Annotated in this window: 26 protein-coding genes and 1 pseudogene; 7 read left to right on the top strand and 20 right to left on the bottom strand. The window is 72.8% G+C overall.

Translation table 11 applies throughout. From position 1 onward, the window contains the following. Positions 1-104: 104 nt before the first annotated feature. The 15 genes from ACFYQA_RS17395 to ACFYQA_RS17465 all read right to left on the bottom strand — a co-directional run bounded on the left by ACFYQA_RS17395 (position 105) and on the right by ACFYQA_RS17465 (position 8,317). On the bottom strand, positions 105-353 hold the full coding sequence (locus ACFYQA_RS17395) for a hypothetical protein (RefSeq protein WP_388917976.1): 249 nt from the start codon (positions 351-353) through the stop codon (positions 105-107). Further along, a complete protein-coding gene (locus ACFYQA_RS17400; protein ID WP_388917978.1) occupies positions 350-844 on the bottom strand; it encodes a hypothetical protein in 495 nt (164 codons plus the stop codon). The genes ACFYQA_RS17395 and ACFYQA_RS17400 overlap by 4 nt, the downstream gene beginning before the upstream one ends. Then, positions 841-1,431, bottom strand: a complete 591-nt coding sequence (locus ACFYQA_RS17405; RefSeq protein ID WP_388917981.1) for a hypothetical protein — start codon at positions 1,429-1,431, stop codon at positions 841-843. The genes ACFYQA_RS17400 and ACFYQA_RS17405 overlap by 4 nt, the downstream gene beginning before the upstream one ends. Further along, positions 1,428-1,769: a hypothetical protein gene (locus ACFYQA_RS17410; RefSeq protein ID WP_388917984.1), complete on the bottom strand. Its 342-nt coding sequence runs from the start codon at positions 1,767-1,769 to the stop codon at positions 1,428-1,430. Before ACFYQA_RS17410 ends, ACFYQA_RS17405 begins: the two co-directional genes overlap by 4 nt. 21 nt (positions 1,770-1,790) lie before the next feature. Beyond that, the gene (locus tag ACFYQA_RS17415; RefSeq protein WP_388917987.1) at positions 1,791-2,996 is read right to left on the bottom strand and encodes a hypothetical protein; all 1,206 of its coding nucleotides are present in this window, start codon (positions 2,994-2,996) and stop codon (positions 1,791-1,793) included. A 275-nt stretch (positions 2,997-3,271) separates the two neighbouring features. Continuing rightward, positions 3,272-3,823, bottom strand: coding sequence for an HTH domain-containing protein (locus ACFYQA_RS17420; RefSeq protein ID WP_388917990.1), 552 nt, complete (start codon positions 3,821-3,823; stop codon positions 3,272-3,274). Further along, on the bottom strand, positions 3,820-4,428 hold the full coding sequence (locus ACFYQA_RS17425; protein ID WP_388917993.1) for a hypothetical protein: 609 nt from the start codon (positions 4,426-4,428) through the stop codon (positions 3,820-3,822). The genes ACFYQA_RS17420 and ACFYQA_RS17425 overlap by 4 nt, the downstream gene beginning before the upstream one ends. Positions 4,429-4,512: 84 nt before the next feature. After that, entirely contained in the window at positions 4,513-4,719 is a 207-nt protein-coding gene (locus tag ACFYQA_RS17430) for a hypothetical protein (RefSeq protein WP_388917996.1), read from the bottom strand. After that, positions 4,716-4,934 (bottom strand): hypothetical protein, encoded by a 219-nt coding sequence (locus ACFYQA_RS17435; protein WP_388917998.1) that lies wholly within the window; start codon positions 4,932-4,934, stop codon positions 4,716-4,718. Before ACFYQA_RS17435 ends, ACFYQA_RS17430 begins: the two co-directional genes overlap by 4 nt. Beyond that, on the bottom strand, positions 4,931-5,407 hold the full coding sequence (locus ACFYQA_RS17440; protein ID WP_388918000.1) for a response regulator transcription factor: 477 nt from the start codon (positions 5,405-5,407) through the stop codon (positions 4,931-4,933). The genes ACFYQA_RS17435 and ACFYQA_RS17440 overlap by 4 nt, the downstream gene beginning before the upstream one ends. After that, a complete protein-coding gene (locus tag ACFYQA_RS17445) occupies positions 5,404-5,949 on the bottom strand; it encodes a hypothetical protein (RefSeq protein ID WP_388918002.1) in 546 nt (181 codons plus the stop codon). Before ACFYQA_RS17445 ends, ACFYQA_RS17440 begins: the two co-directional genes overlap by 4 nt. Beyond that, on the bottom strand, positions 5,946-6,554 hold the full coding sequence (locus ACFYQA_RS17450; protein WP_388918004.1) for a hypothetical protein: 609 nt from the start codon (positions 6,552-6,554) through the stop codon (positions 5,946-5,948). Before ACFYQA_RS17450 ends, ACFYQA_RS17445 begins: the two co-directional genes overlap by 4 nt. Continuing rightward, positions 6,551-7,531 (bottom strand): hypothetical protein, encoded by a 981-nt coding sequence (locus ACFYQA_RS17455; protein ID WP_388918006.1) that lies wholly within the window; start codon positions 7,529-7,531, stop codon positions 6,551-6,553. Before ACFYQA_RS17455 ends, ACFYQA_RS17450 begins: the two co-directional genes overlap by 4 nt. A 91-nt stretch (positions 7,532-7,622) precedes the next feature. Continuing rightward, a complete protein-coding gene (locus ACFYQA_RS17460; RefSeq protein ID WP_388918009.1) occupies positions 7,623-7,808 on the bottom strand; it encodes a hypothetical protein in 186 nt (61 codons plus the stop codon). Then, positions 7,805-8,317: a multiprotein-bridging factor 1 family protein gene (locus tag ACFYQA_RS17465; protein WP_388918012.1), complete on the bottom strand. Its 513-nt coding sequence runs from the start codon at positions 8,315-8,317 to the stop codon at positions 7,805-7,807. Before ACFYQA_RS17465 ends, ACFYQA_RS17460 begins: the two co-directional genes overlap by 4 nt. Here ACFYQA_RS17465 and ACFYQA_RS17470 point away from each other — a divergent pair. Then, the gene (locus ACFYQA_RS17470; RefSeq protein ID WP_388918093.1) at positions 8,202-8,666 is read left to right on the top strand and encodes a hypothetical protein; all 465 of its coding nucleotides are present in this window, start codon (positions 8,202-8,204) and stop codon (positions 8,664-8,666) included. The two genes, ACFYQA_RS17465 and ACFYQA_RS17470, sit on opposite strands and share 116 nt — an antisense overlap. A gap of 398 nt (positions 8,667-9,064) precedes the next feature. Here the strand turns inward: ACFYQA_RS17470 and ACFYQA_RS17475 are convergent, their stop codons facing one another. Then, positions 9,065-10,597: a recombinase family protein gene (locus ACFYQA_RS17475; RefSeq protein WP_388918015.1), complete on the bottom strand. Its 1,533-nt coding sequence runs from the start codon at positions 10,595-10,597 to the stop codon at positions 9,065-9,067. Between the two features lie 41 nt (positions 10,598-10,638). On the opposite strand from ACFYQA_RS17475, the pseudogene ACFYQA_RS17480 reads away from it, so the two are divergent. Continuing rightward, positions 10,639-11,151 (top strand): annotated as a pseudogene (locus tag ACFYQA_RS17480) (phenylacetate--CoA ligase family protein); the annotation flags it as partial. A gap of 34 nt (positions 11,152-11,185) precedes the next feature. Here the strand turns inward: ACFYQA_RS17480 and ACFYQA_RS17485 are convergent. The 4 genes from ACFYQA_RS17485 to ACFYQA_RS17500 all read right to left on the bottom strand — a co-directional run bounded on the left by ACFYQA_RS17485 (position 11,186) and on the right by ACFYQA_RS17500 (position 17,798). Beyond that, entirely contained in the window at positions 11,186-12,682 is a 1,497-nt protein-coding gene (locus ACFYQA_RS17485) for an acyl-CoA synthetase (RefSeq protein WP_388918018.1), read from the bottom strand. Between the two features lie 340 nt (positions 12,683-13,022). Beyond that, positions 13,023-14,585 carry a phytoene desaturase family protein gene (locus tag ACFYQA_RS17490; RefSeq protein ID WP_388918021.1) on the bottom strand — a complete coding sequence of 521 codons (1,563 nt, stop codon included), beginning with the start codon at positions 14,583-14,585 and terminating at the stop codon, positions 13,023-13,025. A gap of 145 nt (positions 14,586-14,730) precedes the next feature. Further along, positions 14,731-17,016, bottom strand: a complete 2,286-nt coding sequence (locus ACFYQA_RS17495; RefSeq protein ID WP_388918024.1) for a tetratricopeptide repeat protein — start codon at positions 17,014-17,016, stop codon at positions 14,731-14,733. 332 nt (positions 17,017-17,348) lie between these two features. Next, entirely contained in the window at positions 17,349-17,798 is a 450-nt protein-coding gene (locus tag ACFYQA_RS17500) for a ferredoxin (RefSeq protein WP_388918027.1), read from the bottom strand. 61 nt (positions 17,799-17,859) lie between these two features. Here ACFYQA_RS17500 and ACFYQA_RS17505 point away from each other — a divergent pair, with 61 nt between their 5' ends. The 5 genes from ACFYQA_RS17505 (at position 17,860) to ACFYQA_RS17525 (ending at position 22,339) form a co-directional block, all read left to right on the top strand. Beyond that, a complete protein-coding gene (locus tag ACFYQA_RS17505) occupies positions 17,860-18,255 on the top strand; it encodes a DUF6479 family protein (protein WP_388918030.1) in 396 nt (131 codons plus the stop codon). Positions 18,256-18,477: 222 nt separating this feature from the next. After that, complete coding sequence (locus ACFYQA_RS17510) at positions 18,478-18,984, top strand: SigE family RNA polymerase sigma factor (protein ID WP_388918033.1); 507 nt, start codon at positions 18,478-18,480, stop codon at positions 18,982-18,984. An 11-nt stretch (positions 18,985-18,995) separates the two neighbouring features. Next, a complete protein-coding gene (locus tag ACFYQA_RS17515) occupies positions 18,996-19,520 on the top strand; it encodes a cellulase (RefSeq protein ID WP_388918036.1) in 525 nt (174 codons plus the stop codon). Between the two features lie 162 nt (positions 19,521-19,682). Next, positions 19,683-21,011: a glycosyltransferase gene (locus ACFYQA_RS17520; RefSeq protein ID WP_388918039.1), complete on the top strand. Its 1,329-nt coding sequence runs from the start codon at positions 19,683-19,685 to the stop codon at positions 21,009-21,011. After that, positions 21,008-22,339, top strand: a complete 1,332-nt coding sequence (locus ACFYQA_RS17525) for a hypothetical protein (protein ID WP_388918043.1) — start codon at positions 21,008-21,010, stop codon at positions 22,337-22,339. Before ACFYQA_RS17520 ends, ACFYQA_RS17525 begins: the two co-directional genes overlap by 4 nt. Positions 22,340-22,343 lie beyond the last annotated feature (4 nt).

The following is a 22,343-nucleotide window of genomic DNA, read 5'->3' on the forward strand; positions in this document are numbered from 1 at the left end:
TCGGTGGCAGGCGGTCACTTGTACTGGCGGGTAGGGGTGAGGGCTCGCGCGCCTGCGATCGCGCGCGCGTGATCGCAGGCGCGTACCCGCGCGCGAGGCGTGGGTCAGTGTTCGGCGGGGGGCAGGGCGTTGATGGCCTGGCAGACGTCGAGGTCGCTGGGGGGCGGCTCGGGGGTGGTGTCTGCCTGTTGGGCGCGGGTGTGGGCTCGGCGGGTGCGCCAGGCGTCGTAGTGGTCGATGAGGGTGGAGACGATGGTGTAGAGGCCGAGGGCGAGGGCGATGACGGCGATGAGGCCGAGGAGGGCGGCGAGGCCTCCGAGGATGCCGAGGGTGGTGGCCTGGTTGGGGGTCATGTGCGGTCCTGGCGGTGCTCGTTGAGTTCGTCGGCGGTTTCCCGGGCCATGAGGATGGCGGCGAGGCCGCCGGCGACGGCCCAGAACCAGTCGTCGCGGATGGTGGCGATGATGCCGCCGGCGGTGCAGGCGAGGGCGAGCACCGTGGTGAAGGCGATGCTGGCGATGCTGGGCGTGCGGGTGGGCGGGGCGGGGGCGTCGGTCCACCAGGTGGCGCCGGTGGCGTCTTTGTGGACGGGGCCGTTGTGCCCGTCGCGCAGGGTGCAGGGGCCGAGGGTGCTGTATGGGGTGGTGTGGGAGGCCTCGCAGGCGGGTGGGGGCATGGGCGTCGTCCCGGTGTCGGGGGCTATGGAGCCGGAGTTGATGAGGTGGGTCTCGACGGTCTGGGCGACCTCCATGAAGTCGAAGTCGGCGAGGGGGTCGGTGGTGATCCACCAGTGTTCGAGGGCGGCCGCGATGACGGCCTGGTGTGTGCTGGGCTGGCTGGTCATCGCTGCTGCTGTCTCCTGAACTGTTGGCGGATGGTGCGGTCGGTCTGGTGGGCGCCGGCGATGCAGGCGGGTTGGTCGCAGGTGGGTCTGCGCCGGACGCTGCCGTCGGGGTCGCGGCCGTAGTGCTTGCGGAAGGCGATGTGCCGGGCGTTGTAGTTGCGGCCGGAGGCGATCAGTAGGAGGCCTCGGCCGTTGCGGGGGCCGGTCCACAGGACGTGGCCGCCGTCGGCCGGGACGGTGTGTCGGGCGTAGGCCTGGGCGAGGGTGAGGCGGGTGTTGGCCCCGCGGTCGCGTTCGGGTAGGGGAATCTTCAGCTCGCGGCGCAGGCGGACGATGTGGTTGGGGCTGATGCGGGTCGTGTCGTAGATCTCTTGGGCGGTGGCTCCGGTCAGGAGCATGGCGATGACGGTTACTTCGAGGGCGTCGAGTTCGGCGCGGGTGCGTTTGGCCCGTCCGGGCCGTGTGGGGATGCGGCGGTCGTCGCGGACGCGGCGGGCGGTGCCGTAGCGGACGTGTAGCTGCTGCTGGACTTCCTGATAGGTGGCGCCGGCCTCGAGCAGGGCGGCGATCTGGTCGTCGCGGGTCATCGCTGCCACCTGACGGGGCGTACGCCGGTGCGGGCGCGGCCGGGGGTGCGCCGTCGGGCGGCGGCCGCGCGGGCCTGGGCGGTGGGGCAGGAGGCGAAGTGGGGGCGGCGCAGGACCTCGCGCTGCTCGACGGCGGGGCGGGCCTTGGACAGTTGGCGTGTCCAGTAGGTGCCTTCGGTGTCGACGCGGACGGCCTGGTTGCCGGTGGTGTCCTCGGCGGGGTCGACGGCGAGCGGCTTGCGGTTGGCGTCGGTGAGGCACCACAGGACGCGGGCCAGGCAGTGGGGGCAGGTGCCGGGGCCGTTGGAGGCGGGCGGGCTCGGTGTCGGGTACGGCATCGCAGGGTGGTTCCTCTCGGGTCAGGCGGGTCTGCAGGTGGTGTTGGTGTGGGGATGCGGTGGGTGGGCGCCGCGGCGGCGGTCGGCCTCGAGCTCGGCGCAGGCCTTGCAGGGGGCTCCGGTGTAGCGCTGGAAGCCAAGGACGCAGTCGGTGGTGCCGCAGCGTCCGGGGCGTACGGGCAGGGCTGCACCGAGGATCCAGCGGCCGGGGTCGCGGATGTCTTCGGTGGGTGTCCAGGCTCGGAGGCGCTGTAGCTGGTCGTGGATGTCTTCGGCGGGCACGCCGGCCTCGAGCTGGCGGCCGATCTCGCGGCCGATGCGGCGGGCCAGGTACGGGCTCACGTCGGGCAGGAGGTCGAGCACCGGGCCGAGGACCGCCCACAGCCGGGGGCTGAGGGTGAGCTGCGGTCCGTTGTACGGGGTCCGCGGGGCGGGCAGGAACGTCGCGGGCGGCCGGTTACCGGGAGTATCCACAGGGGCGGGCACCCACTTACGGTCATCTCGCCTACGGCGGAAAGCCCCACCCACCTCCGTGATGCTCTCGTCAGTCAGTCCAGCGTCTTCCTTAGTCGCGAGGGATCCGCCGTTCGTGTCCGCACCCGATCCGCCATTTGTGTCCGGTCGCGCGGGGTTGGCGGTCACGGGGCGCAGGGGGTGGTCGTGGACCTCGTAGGTGTGGCGGCCGTGGGCGCCGGCGCGGCGGTGGACGGTGACCCAGCCGAGGGCCTCGAGTTCGTCGGTCATGCGGCGTGCCGAGCGCTCGGTGACGCCCAGGAGGTCGGCGAGCTCGGCGGCCGTCACCGGGGTGGTGGTCGCCGTGGCGTAGGTGAGCGCGCAGTACAGGATGAACAGGGGGTAGCGCAGCGTCTTGGCCGCGCCGACGGGGACGTAGGCGAAGTGCTCGCCGCGGCCGGCCGGGCGGGTCCACCGCTCGGCCGTCTCGCCGTCGCCGCCGGCGTCGGTGTGGCGGACCGTGGTCAGCTCCGGCATACCGTCCGGGCCCGGGGCCGACAGCTCGGCCAGGTACCGCTCGGCGGTGCGTTTGGCGTCGCCCATGTAGCGGGCGAGGGTGAGCACTCCGGCGCGGCACCGCTCGGACCGCTGCGCCAGGGCGGCGATCTGGGTCCAGTACGCGGCCGCGCCCGGCGAGTAGGCGCCGCTCCCCCATACGCGCTTGGGGACCTTGACCTTCTGCCGGTGCCAGGGCGGCAGTGGCTGCTCTGCCATGGCAGCACCACCGGCCCCGCCACACAGGTGGCGGGGCTCAGCGGCGGCGGGCAGAGCGGTCATGGTGTCCTATGTCGTGTGCGGAAGCGTCGGGTCCTGGCGGCCGGACCGGTGCCAGGGGCTGTGTCGGTCGCAGTGCCAGCCGGACGGGTACAGCCGGGCCCGGGTCAGGGAGTGCCAGCCGGTCAGGGCCTGGCACTCCGGCGGCCGCCGAAGCGGGCCGTAGGGGAGGGCCGGCCGCCCCGGCTGGGGGGAGTGCGGGGCGGCCGGCCCGGTCATGAAGCCGGCCGGTCGGCCAGCTGGGCGGCGGGCCGCAGCGTCATGCCGGTGATGAGGACCGGCCGCCCCGCCTCGAGCTCGCCGAGGGCCAGGGCCTGCTTGTAGGCGTACGCGAAGGCGGTGACCGCCTGGTGCACCAGCGCCTCGGCCTGCTGGTCGGTCTGCGCCAGGATCGCGAGGTCCCGGCGCAGTGCGCGCCACTGGCTCACGTCGATCCCGGCCAGCGGCTCAGCCACCCGGCGCGGCAGTGGCGCAGGCTGCGCCACCCCGGGAGCCGGGTCCTCGTCCGGTGGCGCAGCCTCGGCCGTCTCTGGCGTGCTGACCTGCGGCGCAGTCTGCGCCATCATGTCCGCACCCGATGCGCCGGCCCGGCCGGGAGACGGCGCAGACTGCGCCGCCCCCTCCTCGATGGCCTCCAAGTCGCGGCGCACCGTGTCCTTGGAGATCCCCAGCTTCTGCGCCATGTCGCGGTGGCTCAGCTCCGGCTCGGCCTGGCGCAGTTGCGCCACCCGGGCGCGGCGCAGATCCCGCGCCGTCGCCGGCGTCACCGTGCGCCACCGATGTGGACGGGGCGGCCGTCGCGGACGAGGGTGAGCCGGTGCGGTCCGGCCTCGAACCAGAGTTCCATCAGCGGGTCCGGGTCGTCCTCGACGGCGTAGCAGCCGACCATGCCGTGACGGTCCTCGCCGTCCGGCAGGGTGTCGCACAGCAGCTGCATGGACAGGAAGCCGTCGGCTGCGGCCGCGATGAGGTAGGTCTCGCCGAAGGCGGGGCACTGGCCGGCCTGCTCGTAGTGGACGTGGACCAGGTCGCCCGGGCGGGCCGGGTACCAGGGCGCGGACGTCAGGTCGGTATGCCCCTGCTGCAGGGCGGCGATCTCGGCGCCCAGATCCCGGGCCCGCTTGGCGTCCTCGGCCTGGGCGAGGGGGCTCTGCTGCTCGCCGGTGTCGGGGCGGCCGTAGAGGGCGGTGAAGACGTGGCGGGCGAGCATGTCAACCTGCATCGACCAGGGCGCCGGCGCCTCCCCCACGTTCACGGCGGGGTCGAACCGGCTGACGTGCTGGCCGGTGATCAGGTCGGCGGGCGCCACCTCGGGCAGCGGCTTGCGCAGGGTCTCGGTAATGATCTGCAGGCGCGGGTCAGTGCGTCGCACGATGGGTCGCACGGGTACTCCAAAAGGTGTGGATGGTCCGGGTGGGCGGGACGGTTGTCAGGGCACGTCCCGCCCACCCGGGGATCAGGTGGTGCGCGGCGGCCTGCCACGACGGGGGGCCGCGACGACGGTGACCGGGACGGTGATGCGGAAGCCGTCGCGGACGAGTTCCTCGACCTGGCGGCGGGTGATGCGGCGGGCCTCGGCCATGTCCAGGCCGGGGATGGCGCTGCTCAGGCGGGTGGCCAGGACCTCGATGGCGGCCTCGGCCACGTAGCCGGTGCGCGTCATGGCTCCTCGGTCTCCTGCTTCTGCTGGGCGCGCCCCCTGGCGCGGGCCTGGCGGGCCCTGGCGTAGTCCTGGCGGACGTAGGCGGGGAACCGGCCGGGGATGTGCACCGCCCACCGCTCGGGCACGTGCACGCGACGCTCGAGGCGGGCGTCGACGACGGCGGCCACGATCCACCAGGCGGCGACGGCGATCGCGTAGATGAGCAGCCAGATCATGAGGTGCCTCCGTGGTCCTGCTCAGTGGGAATCCAGCCGGATGCAACGGCCAGGGCTACCGCGTGGAGCATGCTGCGGGCGTCGATCCGGTCGGAGGCTCGCTTCCGCTGCGACTTCACGGTGTCGACCGTGATGTGCATGCGGCGGGCGGTGGCCTCGATGGTCTCCCCGGATGCGGCTGCAGCCAGGACCTCGAGCTGCCCCGCGGTCAGCGGGCAGTCCTTGATGCGGGAGATCGCCGCGACCCGGGACCGCTCACGCAGAGTGCGCTCGGACGGGGACTGTGCGCGCAGGCGTCCGATCTCCTCGAGGAGGAACTGGCGGATGCGGTCCAGCCGGCGGGCCTCGGACAGCAGGTGCTCCTCGGCCCCGGTGATCGGCCGCCACTCCTGCCCCGGCAGCACGCGGGGCAGCCGCAGGCCCGCGGTACGGAGCCGGGCCACGACGTCCCAGGGCATCGTTGCGGCCGTCACCGCACCTCACCCCCCCGGTCCTCGTAGTACGCCAGGGCGATGTCGAGGTAGACCGCCTCGGACCAGCGGGCGACGACACCGGCCGGGGGCTCCCAGGCTCCGGGCAGACGGTGGCGCGCCATGAAGCGGGCGGCGAACGCGAGGACCTCCGGCGACGCCAGCGGGTCGATGCCGAGCAGCACGGCCTCGTCGTGCCCGTGGCGCACGGTCCAGCCGGTGACGTGCGACCAGACCAGGGTCAGGCCGGCGTGACGGACGGAGTCGCCGAGAGCCGGGCTACCGGCGGGCCACACCAGGCGCATGAACAGTACGGAGACGATGCCCGGCTTGGAGCCGTAGGGCCGGCTCTCCTCCTGCCGCACCCCGACCTCGAGGACCATGGGTGGCAGGCCCACGGCCTTGAGCTCGGTGTGTACGGCGTCCGCGTACGGCAGGTGAGGCAGCGTCAGCGTCCGGGTGGCGTCGCCCACGGACAGCGGCAGGCCGCCGTCCTGGGTGCTCTTCCCGACCGGGGCGGTGCCGGTCTCCTCGATGGCGGTCACTGCACCCCGCCCGTCTGCTCGTCGAGCTGGGCAGCGATCCACTTGGCGGCGGCCGCGACCGTACGGACGGGGGTCTCGGTCGTGCGGCCCCAGTTGAAGCGGTGGTACTTCCCGGGGGTGGGCAGGGCGCCGGCGTTCCAGGCGACCGCGCCGCGCTTGCCGCGGCCCTGGGTGATGACGCCGACGACGTCGGCCTCGGCGGGACGGGTCACGCCCTTGCGGGTGACGACGTAGTCGTACGGCTCGTCACTGCTGAGGCGGCCGAAGGTCAGCCAGGGCTCGCCCGGCCACAGCAGCAGCCCGGCCATCGTGCGGGGCTGCTGGCCGTACCCGTGGGTGACGTGCGCGCCCTCGGAGATCGCTGCCTCTTCACCGCGGATGACCATGGCTGCCTGGCAGGAGCCGCACACGATCCGCACCGTGGTGCGCTCGTACCGGCTGCCGTGGCCGCAGTCCTCGTTGGGGCAGGCGTGCGCCTCGCCGCCGTGCCCGGCGCGCAGCTCGAGGTGGTCGGTGCGGATGTCCACCGACCAGGCGGGCCGCTTGCAGCCGGCCAGGTGCTGGGGCTCTTCCCACCCCAGGTACGTCTCCAGGACCGAGGTCACAGGGCACCGCCGTCGCCGCGCTCGTCGTCGAACGCGGCCTCGGTCGCCTCGGCAACCTGCAGGGCGTACTCGTCGCTGGCGCCGGGCCCGTAGTAGGCGTCGGGGTACTCGGCCTGGTCGACAGCGACGAGGTCGTCGGCCATCTGGTCGATGACGGCCAGCTCGGCGCCGGCACGGGCGAGCGCGTTGGACACGCAGGCCGGGGTGCAGTACCAGCGGGGGCCGCCCTCGATGCCGACGACCTCGAGCCGGGCCCAGCCGAACAGCTCGGAGTCGAAGGCGGCGTCGAGCTCCTCGCCCGTACCGCACTGCGCGGAGTGCGGGCACGGCGCGTTGGTGTCGACGACCATCTCGGTGTCGAGTAGGGAGGCCAGCGCCATGCGGTCGTCGCCGTCGACGATCAGGTCGGCGCGGCCGCCGTACGACGAGGTGCACTTGATGATGGCCCGCTTCACCGGGTCGGTGGCCTCGGGGATGTCCGCGCCGCGCTCCCAGGTGAGCGTCATGGGGAAGCCGTCGAGGGCGGTGGTGCCGCACTCGGCGGCCGTCGCCACGGCGGACACGAGGAGGAGGTCGTCGCTGCGGCGGCCCTCGCACAGGCGCAGGACTGCCTCGCGCTGGCGGTGGACGCCAGCCATCGTCGCCAGTTGCTTGCGCAGCTCGGCGAGTTCGGCCTCGCATTCGGTGCGGGCCTGGTCGCGGGCGGCGGACACTGCGGCGTCGATGCTCGCGCCGTCGAACAGGATGCCCGCGCGCTGCTCAGCGGCGGCGAGCTGCTCGCCGGTGGCTGCGCTGTCCTCGGTCATGGTCGCGTCGAGGATCGCCGCGGCCGCGGCCGCGGTGGACACGCCCTCGCTCTCGGCCTCGGCGGGGGCCGGCTGCTGCGGCACCCTGGCGAATGCGTTGAAGAGGGAGACGGGGCGGGCGGGCTCCTCGGGGGGCAGCGCTCCGGGCTGTATGGGCGATGATGTGGTCACGGTTGTCCACTCCAGTCAGACGGTTTGGGTGTGGTCGTGCCGAGGGGTCGCGTTCCGGGGTCGAGCCGGGCGCGGCCCCGTTCTTGTGTGGTCAGGCGGCGGCCGGCTGCGCCGAGGTGTCCTCGGCGAGGGCCTGGGCGGCGGGGGCGAGGATCGGCCGCAGGGACTCGATCAGCTCGGGCGGGATGCCGACGGTGTTCAGCGCGCGCTGGGCCTGGTTGCGGGCGTCCGCGAGCTCAGCGGCGCTGAGGATCCGCCGGCGTTCCTCCCGGGTCACGCCGCGCTCCCGGGAGTGCCGGGCTCCACCGGCACGTTGCGGTCGAAGTCGTCGACGTCGAGGTCGAGGACGCGGGCGAGGACGCTACGCAGCCTGGGTCGGGGGGTCTGCCGGCCACGTTCGATACGACTCAGCGCCGACTCGCTCACCGGTGCGCCATCAGCGGCGCATTTCTCGGCCAGTTCCTGCAGAGTCATGCCGCGCCGAAGCCGCCCGTGCTTCAGTGGGCTTCTCACTTCACTAGGCATGAGACGCAACTTAGCGCCACAAGCCGTAAGACGCAATAAGTGGCGTGCGTAATTTTGCGTAAGCGCTCGGGGTGATGGCTGACGGCTTGCGCAACCTTGCGTAAGGTTGCGCCTACGTGTACGGCCACGACGCCGCGGAGGATTGATGGAGCCGTTCGAGCGGCTTGATGGGGCAATGAACGAGCAGCGCCTGAGGCTGCGCATGAACTGGCGCCAGGTGTCGGATGCCGCTGGCATCTCGTACACGGCACTGCGGGCCATCCGTCGCGGCACCTATCGCCCCACCGAGCTGACCGCGCGCGGGCTCGATGCAGCCCTGCAGTGGGCACCCGGCAGCACCCTTGCGCTACTCGACGGCATCCGGCTGGCCCCCACGCCGAGCCCTGAGCCTCAGCCGGCCGTAGCCGAGTCGCAGCACGAGGAGCAGCCCGACTTGCCCCAGGATCTGGAGTTGGCGCGGCGCCTCCTCGCGGCGACGGTGCGCGAGATGGACCTCTCACCGAAGGAAGCCGACGAGGTGTGGCGGCGGGTGCGGCTGGAAATTGAGCTTACTCACCAGTCACCCGAGGGTGATACCGCCGGTAACGTCCGAAAGGACCACATCGGATAGTAACGGTACTGTCACGACCTGCTTAAATTTCTACCATAGTCACAGACGTATTACAGACAGTGGTCCCCAGTCGTTGCATATGCCACAGACGTGGACTGGGGGAAACAGGCGTGTCTAATACCAGCCAAATAGTTGCAGCTGTCGCAGGCGGTGCCCTTCTGGGCATCGCGGCGATGCTGGGGGTCAGGCTGCACGTGCTGCACCAGCGGACGGAGCAGCAGCGCAGAATCGATACTGCGGTGCGCGCGGTCCTCGACGGCGTTGACGCCGCACGGCAGCGCGCCCCGTCCAACGCAATGGAAGTGGTGCGGGCCAGGGCTCACCTGCGGATGCTGGTAGCCCGGCCGCGTCCCGACCCCAGCCCTGGGCGGGGCACCGTGCCTAACCGGGCCGACAGCTCACGGCCCAGACGGGCGCGGGCCCGGGACCGGTGACCGCCCATGAGGCCTGAACCCGTGCTCCCCGTAGAACGACAGCGTCACCCGTCCCGGCTCGATGCGCCTGACACCCGGCGCACGCGCCTTGAACAACCGGATCGTCACCACCAGGCGCAGGACCATACGGCGCTGGTGCAGCGTCAGCTCGTCATTCCACGCCGCCTCAACGTCCGGCCGCGGCCGGCTGAGGAGACCGCGCAGCAGCTGCGGCACGTGCGCCTCGTCCGCCTCGGCGCGGGCCTGCTCGATCTGCGGCAGCAGGCCGGCCTCCATGTCCCCGAGCGAGTCGATGGACAGCAGCATCCCCCGCCCATCCGGCCGCAATGTCCTGGCCTTGGCACGCGCATCGTCGAGCGCACTCTGCAGCGTCTTCAACCGCACCCGAGCCTTACGCGCCTTGTCGTCGTCGGGGTTGGGCCGGAACGCGGCGGCCGCCTGCGGCGAGCTGAGCCACTCCAGCACGCCCTCCTCGACGTACGCCTCGAGCGCGTCCGCCTGAATGCTCAGGTCCTTGTCGTCGCAACGGTAGATCGCCCGCCCGCGCGTGGTGGGTTCGTGCTTGATGGTCACGGGTTCGTGCACGCTGCAGTACGGGATGCCGGACAGCAGATGCTTGACCGAGGTGTCGTGGCCCTTGCCCTTCACCCGGCGGTCGAGGAGCGCCTGCACGTTGGCGAACCGCTCCTCGTCGACGATGCCCTCCCACGTCCCGTCCCGGACGGTGCCGAGGTGGACGCGTTGCCCGATGTACGCGCGGTTGCGCAGCATGATGTGCACCGTGCGCGAGTTCCACGTCTTACCCAGGCGCGTGGTCAGGCTGCGCTCGTTGAGCGTGCGCGCGATCGCCGCCAGCGGGGTGCCTTCCTCGGCCCACTGGAACATGTCCCGGACCAGCGTGGCCGTCGTCGGGTCGGCCACCCGCTCGAGCAGCTCCCCGGTGTCCTGGTCGTACACGTGTCGGTACCCCAGCGGCGCCGGACCGTGCGGCCCGCCCTCCCTGGCCACCCGCCGGGTAGTGCGCAGGTTCCGGTCCCGGATGCCCTCGCTCTCGTCCTCGGCGGACACGGCATCCATCGCCGTCGCTTTACGGTCCTCGCGCTTGGACAGGTCGTAGAGCTGGCCGTTGTAGCAGAGCAGGACGTTGTTCTCCATGCACGCCCGGCGCAGCTTCACGTACACCTCGAGATCCCGGTAGTACCGGGAGGCCTCCCACGCGACGACGATGCGGCACTCGCCGGCCGCGATCCCCTCGAGCATGGCGTCGAAGTCACCGCGGCCCCGGCGTGCGTGCCGCGAGGCGGAGACCCCCGGGTCCTTGAACTCCCGCTTGACGGGCCACCCGTACTGGTCGCACAGGCTGCGCCCTTCCCCCAGCTGGTCGCCGACCGAGCGTGTCTTCCGCTTCGGGTCGTGGGAGTTGCGGCCGTACAGGAAGGCGTCGTAGGGCGCGAGGTCGGGCCGCACCAGGTGCAGGTACTCGGGGTCGATCGGCATGGCCGCACCCTATCGCCCACCTACGGGTCAAGTGGTAGTCCTGGGAGGACCATTTCCTCCCGGAGGTCGTCGACCCCCTCACCGGTGAGGTGCTGCCGGAGGGCGAGCGGGGCGAACTGGTCTTCACCTCGCTCACCAAGGAGGCGATGCCGGTCGTCCGGTACCGGACGCGGGACCTGACCCGGCTGCTGCCGGGGACGGCCCGGACGTTCCGGCGGATGGAGAAGATCACCGGCCGCAGCGACGACATGGTGATTCTGCGCGGGGTGAACCTCTTCCCCACCCAGATCGAGGAGATCGTGCTGCGCACACCGGGTGTGGCGCCGCACTTCCAGCTCCGGCTCACCCGGGAGGGCCGTATGGACGCCCTCACGGTGCGCGCCGAGGCCCGGCCGGACGCGGACGTCGCCACCCGCGCGGAGGCGGCCCGGTCCGTCGAGGCGGCCGTGAAGGACGGCATCGGGGTGTCGGTCGGGGTCGAGATCGTCGACCCGGAGACGCTGGAGCGGTCGGTGGGCAAGATCCGCAGGATCGTGGACCTGCGTCCGCGCTGAGCCGCGTCCGCCCCTGCCGGGTCGGGCATCGCGCTCACCCGGTGAAGCGGTCGCGCAGCTCCCGTTTGAGGATCTTCCCGCTGGCGTTGCGCGGCAGCTCGTCCACGAACAACACCCTCTTCGGTGCCTTGAAGGAGGAGAGCCGCTCGCGCGCGTGCGCGATCAGCTCCTCCTCCGTCGCCTCACCGCGCGTGACGACGACCGCCGTGACGGCCTCCACCCAGCGGTCGTCGGGAAGGCCGATCACGGCCGCCTCGGCGATCGCCTCGTGCGTGTACAGCGCGTCCTCGACCTGGCGTGAGGCGACCAGGACGCCGCCGGAGTTGATGACGTCCTTGACCCGGTCGACGATCGTGAAGTAGCCGTGGGCGTCCCGCACCGCGAGGTCCCCGGAGTGGAACCAGCCGTCGCGGAAGGCCTCGGCTGTCTCCTCGGGCTTGTCCCAGTACCCCTCGCACAACTGCGGCGACCGGTAGACGATCTCGCCGGGGGTCCCGTCGGGTACGTCCTTGCCGTCCTCGTCGACCACCCGCGCGTCCACGAACAGCACGGGCCGCCCGCAGGAGTCCATGCGCCCCTTGTGCTCGTCGGGGGCGAGGACGGTCGCCAGCGGGCCGATCTCGCTCTGCCCGAAGCAGTTGTAGACGGCCAGGTCCGGCAGCCGCTGTGTCAGCCGCTCCAGGACCGGCACCGGCATGACCGACGCACCGTAGTACGCCTTGCGCAGTCCGCTCAGGTCCCGGGTCGCGAAGTCGGGGCGGTTGGACAGGCCGATCCAGACCGTGGGCGGAGCGAACAGGCTGTCCGCGCGGCCCGCCTCGATCAGGTCGAGGATCCGGCCGCCGTCGGGCGCGTCGAGGATGACATTGGTCGCGCCGACCGCGAGGTAGGGCAGCAGGAAGACGTGCATCTGCGCCGAGTGGTAGAGCGGCAGCGCGTGCACGGGGAGGTCGCCCGCCTGGAGGTCGAGGGCGGTGATGGCGCTCAGGTACTCGTGCACCAGGGCGCGGTGGGTCATCATCGCGCCCTTGGGCCGGGCGGTGGTGCCCGAGGTGTAGAGCAGCTGCACCAGGTCCTCGGAGCGCGGCTCGGGACCGTCGTGGGCGGGTGCCTCGGCCAGCAGGTCGAGCAGCGAGCCGTCGGCGTCGCGCAGGGGCAGCGTCCGTACGCCGTCCGGGAGCCGCCCGGCGAGGTCGGGGTCGGCGAGGACCAGACCGCTGCCGGACTGGCCGACGAGGTAGGCCAGGTCGTCGCCGGTCAGGTTCTGGTTGACCGGTACGTGCACCAGGCCCGCGCGGGCGCAGGCGAGGAAGCCGATCAGGTAGGCGTCGGAGTTGTGGCCGTAGGCGCCGACCCGGTCGCCGGGCGACAGTCCCGCACCGAGCAGGACGCTCGCCGCGCGGGAGACGGCGGCGTCTAGTGCGTCGTACGTCCAGGCGCGGTCGCCGTACTCGACGGCGACGCGCGCCGGGGTGCGGCGGGCGCTGCGTCGCAGGAGTCCGTCGACCGTGCTGGCGTGTCCGGGCGTCATGGAAGACGATCCTCGGTTCACCGGCCAGGAAGGTCAAGACACCGGACCGGTCGGTACCGGGCCGCGCGAACGGTCCGGCTCGCGCCCCCGACCGGTGAGGACGCCCGCTGTTGCCCTCAACCACCCCTTCCCCCAGTGATGTCGGGAGGCACGATGCGCTTACGTCCGAGACGGTCGGCCGTGTGCGACGCCGCGGGTGAGACCCGCAGGTGTACGTGCATGCGATGAGTGAGGTCGCACGGGCGGCGTCCGGTGGACGCCGCCCACGTCGAGGCGACGGGATGGACCAGGTCCGCCGACTGAACCGGGGCCGGTCCGGCCTCCCTCGGTCCGGCCTCCGTCAGCGCGCCTCCAGTACCGCCATCGCCGCGTTGTGGCCCGGCACCCCGCTCACCCCGCCGCCGCGCACCGCACCCGCACCGCACAGGAGGACGTTGGCGTGCCGGGTCTCCACGCCCCACCGGCCGGTGCCCTCCTGCGCGTGGGGCCAGGACAGTGCGCGGTGGAAGATGTTCCCGCCGGGCAGCCCGAGATCGCGTTCCAGGTCCAGCGGGGACTTCGCCTCCAGGCAGGGGCGCCCGTCCGCGTCGGTCGCCAGGCAGTCGGCGAGCGGTTCGGCCAGATGGGCGTCGAACTGGGCGAGCGTCGCGGTGAGGAGTTCCTCGCGTACGGCGTCGTTGTCGCGGGCGAACAGCCGGGCCGGGGTGTGCAGGCCGAAGAGGGTGAGCGTCTGGTAGCCCCGGGCGGCGAGTTCCGGACCGAGGATCGTCGGGTCGGTGAGCGAGTGGCAGTAGATCTCGGAGGGCGGGGCGGCGGGCAGTTCACCGGCGGCGGCCTGTGCGTGAGCGGCGGCCAGTTGCCCGTATCCCTCGGCGATGTGGAAGGTGCCGGCGAACGCCTCACGCGGGTCGACAGAGCTGTCGCGCAGCCTCGGCAGCCGGGTGAGGAGCATGTTCACCTTGAGCTGGGCGCCCTCGGCCGGGGCGGGGGGCGTGTCGCCGGTGAGGGCCGCCAGTTCCCTCGGGGAGGCGTTCACCAGGACGTGCCGGGCGGCGGCGACGCCCTCGCCGCCGGCCGTACGGTGGGTGACCTCTGCCGTGCGGCCGTCCGTTTCGATGCGTACCGCCTCGTGACCGGTGGCGATGACGGCGCCCGCGTCGCGCGCGGCGGCGGCCAGCGCGTCGGTGAGGGCACCCATGCCGCCGACCGGCACGTCCCAGTCGCCGGTGCCGCCGCCGATGACGTGGTAGAGGAAGCAGCGGTTCTGCTCGAGGGCGGGGTCGTGGGCGTCGGCGAACGTGCCGATGAGGGCGTCGGTGAGGACCACTCCCCGTACGAGGTCGTCGGTGAAGTTCTCCTCGACGGCGACACCGATCGGTTCCTCGAACAGGGCCCGCCAGGCCTCCTCGTCGTCGACGGTGCGGCGCAGTTCCTCACGGGTGGGCAGCGGCCCGGTGAGGGTGGGGAAGACGCGCTCGGCGACGCGGCCGGTCATGCCGTAGAAGCGCTGCCAGGCCCGGTACTCGTTCTCGGAGCCGGTGAGCCGGGCGAACGCCTCGCGGGTGCGCTGCTCACCGCCGCCGACGAGCAGCCCGGTGGGCCGTCCGTCCCGTTCGGCGGGGGTGTACGAGGAGACGGTGCGGGTGCGCACCCGGAAGTCGAGCTCCAGTTCCCTCACGATCTTCCGGGGCAGCAGGCTGACCAGGTACGAGTACCGGGACAGCCGTGCGTCGACGCCGGGGAACGGCCGGGTGGACACCGCCGCCCCTCCGGTGTGGTCCAGCCGTTCCAGCACCAGTACGGAGCGTCCGGCCCGGGCCAGGTAGGCGGCGGCGACGAGACCGTTGTGGCCTCCGCCGACGATGACGGCGTCGTACGTCCGGGTTCCCTCGTGTGCGGTCACGGTTCTTCGTAGCACGTGAGGATCCGGGTCTGCCAGGCGGCGGGCGATGCCCGGCAGGAACACCACCGGGCGCACCGGTCGCAGCGGCGCACCCGTCATACGTCGTACCTGATGCCTGTCACCGCGCCCCTCGTGCCCGTCGCGCTCAGCCCGCCGCCCGCCGCTGCTTCAGTGCCGCCACCTCGCGGTACAGCCCGGCGGCCATGTCCCCGTGTCCGAGTCGCTCCAGGCAGTGGGCCTCGTCGTTGCGGGCGGCGAGGGTGTCGCGGTGGTCCGCGCCGAGGAGGCGCTCACGGGCGTCGGCCACCCGGCGGTACTCGTTGAGCGCGTCCGCCCAGCGGCCCAGCCAGCCCAGGCCGACGGCGACCTCGCGGCGGCTGACCAGGGTGTCCGGATGGTCGGCGCCGAGGGCGCTCTCGCGCAGCGAGCACACGGCGCGGGACTCGGCAAGGGCCTCGACCCAGCGGCCGAGCCGGCCGAGGTTGACGCCCAGGCCGTGCCGGGCGCGCAGGGTCTCGGGGTGGGTGGGGCCCTGGACCCGGGTACGGTCCTCGACCAGGCCCCGGTAGAGGTCGAGGGCCTGCGCGGTGCGGCCGAGCCGGCCGAGTCCGATGCCGATCTCGTAGCGGGCGGCGAGCGTGTCGGCGTGGTCCGGACCGAGTGCCTGCGCGCGGGCCTCGGCAACCTCGCGGTAGGTCTCCAGGGCTTCTACCCATCTCCCCAACTGCCCTAGGGTGTAAGCGACTTCGTAACGGGTGACCAGGGTGTCCGGGTGCTCGGGGCCGAGCACCCGGGCACGGGCGGCAGCCACCTCGCACGCCGCGCTGTACGAGTCCTCGAGGCGGCCGAGTCTGCTGAGGTTGAAGGCGAGGTTGTGCCGGCAGCGCAGGGTCTCGGGATGCTCGGCCCCCATGGTGCGCTCGCGGGCCGAGAGTACCGACAGATACACCTGGTGGGCGTCGAAGGGCCGGCCCGACTGAGCGAGGACATAGGCCATTTCCTGACGGGCGGCGAGGGTGTCGGGGTGCTCGGGGCCGAGCGTGCGGATACGGACCTCGGTCACGTGCTTGTACTCGCGCAGGGCGTCGGCGGCACGGCCGGTGCGGCTGAGGGTGAAGGCGACCTCGTAACGGCTGGCGAGGGTGTCGGGGTGGTGCGGGCCGAGGAGGTGCTCACGCTCCGCGGCGACCGCGCGGTGCACCTCTCCCGCCTCCGTCCAACGGCCCAGGCGGCCGAGGCTCAGGCCCGCGTTGTGCCGTCCGGCCAGGGCGGACAGGGCCTCCGGGGACGGGACGGGCCGTTCCTGTGCCGGGGGCGGCTCGCCCCGGCCGGCCGCGGGGCGGGCGATCCATTCACCGGACAGGCCGGCTGCCGGGTCCGGGGGCGCGGTGCCCGGTCCGGCTACGAACGCCTTGCGGCCGGTGGTCATGCCATGCGTCCAGGACGGCAGCCGGGGCGCGCGCCCCACCGGCTCGGGCCGATCAGCCGGAGGTGACGGGAGCGCAGGGGCGCTCGCGCCGGGCGTCCCCGCGGGGTGCAGCCGGGCCGTCACCGCGGCCGGCACCGGCAGTGGCGCCGGCCCGGCCCGCAGTTCACTGATCCGGCGGGCCAGTTCACGTGCGCTGTCGGGGCGCCCGCCGGGTTCCTTGGCCAGCAGGTCGAGGATGATCCGTTCCAGGCGCTCGGGCAGTTCGGCGCGGTGGCCGCGCGGCGGCCGGGGCGGGGTGTCACGGTGCCCGACGAGGATGGCCCACGCGTCGTCGAGGTCGAACGGCGGTACTCCGGTGGCGATCTCGTAGAGCACGCAGCCGAAGGAGTACAGGTCGCTGCGCCGGTCGACCTCGGTGCCACTGATCTGCTCGGGCGACATGTAGTGCGGGGTGCCCATCGCGACGCCGGTGCCGGTCAGCCGGGAGGTGAACCCGATGTCGTGGCCGAGGCGGGCGATGCCGAAGTCGCAGATCTTCACCGTGCCGTCGGCGAGCCGCACGATGTTGGCGGGCTTCAGGTCCCGGTGCACGATGCCCTGGTCATGGGTGTAGGCGAGGGCGGCGGCGACCTGCTCGGCGATCTCCACCACCTCGTCGACCGGCAGCGGGTGCTGCTTGTTTTCCTCCAGGAGCCGGCTGAGGTCACGGCCCTGGAGCAGTTCCATCACCAGATACAGCACACCGTCGTACTCGCCGAAGTCGTGCACGACGGTGATCCCGCGATGCTGCAGGGACGCCGCCACCCGGGCCTCCCGCCGGAACCGCTCGCGCAGCACCCGGCTGAACGCGTGGTCGTGCTGTGCGCCCACCGGCTTGAGGCACTTCACCGCGACCTCTCTGCCGAGCGACTCGTCACGTGCCCGCCACACCTCCCCCATACCGCCCCGCCCGATCGGATCGACCAGCCGGTACCGGCCGTGGATCAGCCTGCTGTCCCCCATCTTCCGCCCCCGTCAGTGGTCAACGCGCCCTCCCCTGGCCCGTCCAGTATGGCGATGTGTCACCCGATTTTGTACGGGGCCCGCCCTCTCCGCGCGTCCTCGGGCCGACGGGCAGGTGCCCTGCCGGCGCACCCGGGAGGTCCCCGGCCGGTCCACGGGACCGTCTCGTGCCGGATCCCGTTGTTGTCGCCGCCGAAGGTGCGGACGGCCTCGGAGCGGTGGCCGCGTTCCGGTTCGCCGCACGGACCGCGCCCGCCGTACTCCTTCGGTCCCCCCTCGCCGAGCCGGCCGTCGACGCCGCGCCACCGGCCGGTTCGGCGTGCCGCGGACGGTCAGTGCGTCGAGGGGGTCAGTGCGTCGAGGAAGTCCGTACAGGCCCGCGCGCAGGTCCGGCACATCTCGGCCGTGCGCTCCGCGCCGGGGTGTCCGTCGAAGGCGTGCGCGCTCTCGAGGCACACCTGCCGGCACCATTCCACCTGGGCCCGGACGGTCTCCTCGTCCGTCTGGTCGTCCTCGGACAGCGCACGGCTGGTCGCGTCGCACACTTCGGCGCAGATGACACCCTTGCGCCGTACGAGTTCCTGTGGTGTGCCGCCGCCGGGATTCACCAGACTCGCCCGCACCGCGCAGGCCCGCGAGCACTCCGCGCACGCCTGCGCGCAGGCGAACCGGTCCTCGAGATACCGGTACAGCTCCTGCTGGGACACCTGGGGTACCTGGGATGTCGTCGTCACACCGGGCGGGTAGCCCTGGCCGCCGGCACTCAAACCACGGATGGCCATATCACGGACGGTCATGCCTCTCCGATTCGATACATCGGAGGGTCGGGGGTAATCGCACACCATGTCGAACTCTGTAATGAACGCCCTGCCGAACGTCTCGCCGAACGCCCCGGCGGACTCCTCCTGGACCGGAGCGGCCGATCTCGCCGTCGGCCGCGGCGCCGTCGGTATCGGGCTCGCTGTGGCGGCCCTGCTGGTCGTGGGCCTGTTGATCGGCCTGTTCGCGTCGGGCAGCCGCCGGGTTCGGCGCGGCGAATCCCCCAGGCCGCGCCCCGACGAGCAGCCGCGGATGCCCGAGGGCGGCCCGGTCCGTGAGGTCCGCGAACATCGGGAGCCCGACGAGATGCCCCGCGAGGGTGACCGTCTGGGGCCGCACGACCTGCACGGCGGCAGCTCCGGCAGCCGGACCGGCACCTCGCAGGACCGTCCGCGCTGGGACGGGAGCGGCCGCGCCTAGGGCCGGATGACGAAGCCCTCGCCCGCACCGCCTGACGGCGGCACGGCGGGCAGCACCCCGGGGCGGGTCATGAGTTCATCGGTCGGATCACACGGCCGCAGGACCGTGACCCGCCCCTTCGCCTGCGCGAAGTGAGGCGGATCACAGGGTCCGGGTGCATCGTGGGGCGGGGTCCAGCGTCTTTGTCCGGGTGTAGGGGATTGAACGGACGGGACGGTGAGGATGGAGCGGTTTCGGGCAGACGGCTTCGACGAGTTCGTGGCTGCCCGCTGGGGGGCGCTGCTCCATGTCGCGCGTCTGCTCACCGGCGGCGACCGGCAGCGTGCCGAGGACCTGGTGCAGGAGGCCCTGGTGAAGTTGTGGTTCGCCTGGCCGAAGGTCGCCGAGCAGGCGCCGGACGCGTACGTCCGTCAAGTGCTTGTGCGGATGGCGGCCCGTTCCGCCCGGCGGCGCTGGTGGGGCGAGCGTCCGGTGGAGCAGCTGCCGGACCGGCCCGAGCCGGGTGATGTGTCGTCGGTCGTGGCGGAGCGCTCGCGGCTGGAGGCCGCGCTGGCGCTGCTGCCGCCCCGGCAGCGGGCCGCGGTGGTGCTGCGCTACTGCGAGGACCTGCCCGAGGCCCAGGTGGCACAGGTTCTCGGCTGCCCGGTGGGCACCGCCCGGTCCCATGCGTCGCGGGGCGTGGCGCGACTGCGGCAGATCCTGTCCGACGCCGTCAGGCCCGTGGGATGAAGGGAGAACCGATGGACGACTTCGAGCGGGAGCTGACGCACATGATGCGCGACCCCCGACAGCAGACCCCCTTCGATTCCGAGCGGCAGAAGCGGCTGTACCAGGGCATCCGGGCCCGTCACCGGTCCCGGACACTGTGGCGGGCGGGCGGCTCGGCCCTGGCGGTGGCCGGGCTCAGCGCCGGACTCGCCCTGCTGCCCGGTCTCGGCTCCGGCTCCCAGCCTCCCGCCGATCACCGTCCGCTGCCCGCGACCAGTCCGACGCCGCCCCCGGTGCTCCCGACGCCCACTCCGCCGGCGACGAGCTCCGCTCCCAGCACCTCCCGCCCGCCCATCACCACGAGCCCCGCCACCGACGCCCCGGAGAGCGGCACGCCGACCGCGACGTCACCGACCGCCACGACGAGCGGGAGCGAGCGGACGTCGGCGCCCCCCTCGCCACCCGTGACCACGGCGCCGGCCTCGCCCCCGCCCACCTCCGAGCCCTCGCACTCGCCCTCCTTCTCGGCCGGCCTCGAATCGGCCGGAAGCGGGTAGCCGCAGCTCCGCACAGCGCGGCACCGCACTACGCCGCACTCCCCGCCCGGGGCGCCGTTCGGCCCCCGGGGCCTTCCCTCCGACCACCCTCACGAACGCATTGGCATGCCCACCTCATAAAAAGGGTCGTGCCGTACGCCGGAAAGTGACCGTGAACCCGTCATGAGAACCGCCAGGCGGCCGACGCCGGCCGACCGTCGCACACCCGCCGCGCCCGCCCCGCCCGTGCTCCTGCCGCGCCGTACGCCGCCGGCGGACGACAGTGCCAGTGCCGGCGACAGCGACGACGGCCACCCGGACCCCGTCCTCGACGTGGTCGTTCCCGTGCACAACGAGGAGAAGGATCTGGAGCGGTGCGTCCGGCGTCTCCACGCCTACCTCGTGGAGACGTTCCCGTACTCCTTCCGGATCACCATCGCCGACAACGCCAGCGTCGACACCACCCCGCGGATCGCCGCGCGGCTGGCCCGGGACCTGCCCGGTACGTACTGGATCCGGCTGGCCGAGAAGGGACGCGGCCGCGCCCTGCACACCGCCTGGTCCGGATCCCGCTCCCCGGTCCTCGCCTATCTGGACGTCGACCTGTCCACCGATCTCGCAGCCCTGCTGCCGCTCGTCGCCCCGCTGATCTCCGGGCATTCGGACCTCGCGATCGGCACCCGGCTGGCGCGCGGCTCCCATGTGGTGCGCGGCCCGAAGCGGGAGATCGTCTCCCGCTGCTACAACGGCCTGCTGCGCGGCACCCTCGCCGTGGGGTTCTCCGACGCGCAGTGCGGCTTCAAGGCCGTACGCCGCGACGTCGCCGAGCGGCTGCTGCCGCTGGTGGAGGACCGGGGGTGGTTCTTCGACACCGAACTGCTGGTGATCGCCGAGCGGGCCGGGCTGCGTATCCACGAGGTGCCGGTCGACTGGGTGGACGATCCCGACAGCCGGGTCCACATCGTGTCCACGGCGCTGGCGGACCTGCGCGGCATGGCCCGGCTGGGGCGTGCCCTGGCCGGTGGCCGGCTGCCGCTGACCGCGCTGCGCCGAAACGGCGGTCCCGAGCGGGTCGCGGAACTGCCGCCGGGCCTGGCCGGTCAGCTGCTGCGCTTCGCCGCGGTCGGTGCCGCCAGCACGCTGTGCCACCTGCTGCTCTACACGGCGCTCCGGTCCTTCACCGGCGCCCAGGCGGCCAATGCGCTCGCCCTGCTGGCCAGCGCGGTCGCCAACACCGCCGCGAACCGGCGGCTGACCTTCGGTGTGCGCGGCCGGCACGGGGTGCTCGGGCACCAGCTCAAGGGGCTGGCCGCCTTCCTGGTCGGCCTCGCACTCACCAGCGGTTCGCTGGCCGTTCTGCACCGCGCCGCGCCCGAGGCCGGGCCGGGACCGGAACTGCTGACCCTGGTCCTCGCCAACCTCGCCGCGACCCTGCTGCGCTTCCTCCTCCTGCGGGCCTGGGTGTTCCCCGGCCGCAGCACCCGCCGCACGAGAGGGCCCTCCGCCTCATGAGCAGCACCATCCGGACCGGCCACCCGGCCGGCCGGTCGGACCCCGCGGACCGCACAGACCGGGTGGACCGCACAGACCGGGCGCCGGGTCCGACGCCGTGGCCCGACGTCTCCCCGCCGGTGGACGCCGGCCCGAACCTCCGGGAGCGGCTGCGGCGCGCCGTCGCACGCCACGGGCCCGTCCTCGCGACGTACGGCGTGCTGAAGCTCATCGGCTTCGCCTTCTTCATGTACCTGCTCGACTCGGCCGGCGACTTCCGCGAGAAGCACCCCCGCTTCGGCGGCGGCGCCCACCCCTGGGACGTGCTGGGCAGCTGGGACGGCTGGTGGTATCAGCAGATCGCCCTGCACGGGTACGACCCGGCCCTGGAGCCCGTCCCCGGCGCGACCGGCATGATCACCCTCGAGGGTAATTCGGCGGCGTTCTTTCCCCTCTACCCGACGCTGATGCGGCTGGTCCAGGAGGTCACCGGGCTCGGCCCGTACGGCGCCGGGGTGACCGTCTCCATCGTCTCCTCGTTCATCGCGGCGCTCGGCATCCACGCGGTCACGTCCCGGCTGGGCGGCCGCCGGGCCGGTCTGGTCGCCGTCGGTCTGTGGGCGGTGTGGCCGGGTTCCGGAGCCGAGTGGGCGGTGTACTCCGAGTCGCTGTACACGGCCCTGGCCGCATGGGCCTGCCACGCCGTCATGACCCGTTGCTGGCTCACCGCCGGGCTGCTCACGTTCTTCGCCGGGCTCGCCCGGCCGACCGCCGTCACCCTGGTCGCGGCCCTCGCCGTCGCCGGGCTGATCGCGGTGTGCCGACGGCAGGAGAGCATCCGCCGTCCGCTGCTCGCGGTGGCCGTCGCCCCGCTGGGCACGCTCGGCTACCTCGGCTGGGTCGGCCATCGCATGGGCGACTGGGGCGGATACAGCAAGCTCCAGGACGGCGCGTGGGGCCACACGTTCGACTACGGCCGGCACAGCTTCGACGTCCTGACCTCGGTCCCCGTGGGCCATTTCGACTATCTGTTCGCGATGCCCTTCGAGGACGTCATCGGTGTCGGGGTGGTCCTGCTCGTGCCGGTCCTCACCGTGCTGCTGGTCCGGCTGCGCCCACCGGCCGTGCTCGTCATGTACACGGTGCTGTCGTATCTGATGGTGATGGGCACCCAGCAGTACTTCGGCAATGTCTCGCGCTATCTCCTCCCCCTGTTCCCGCTCCTGGTCCCGCTCGCCCTGGCCATGCGCCGGCTCCGGCTGCCCTCCCTGGCCACCGTGCTCGGGACGGCGGCGCTGGCCTCCGGGTCGTACGCGGGATACGTCCTGTTCGAACTGGGGGTGCCGTAGGGCC

The sequence above is a fragment of the Streptomyces sp. NPDC005774 genome, from assembly GCF_042871645.1.
Classification (GTDB): Bacteria; Actinomycetota; Actinomycetes; order Streptomycetales; family Streptomycetaceae; genus Streptomyces; species Streptomyces pratens.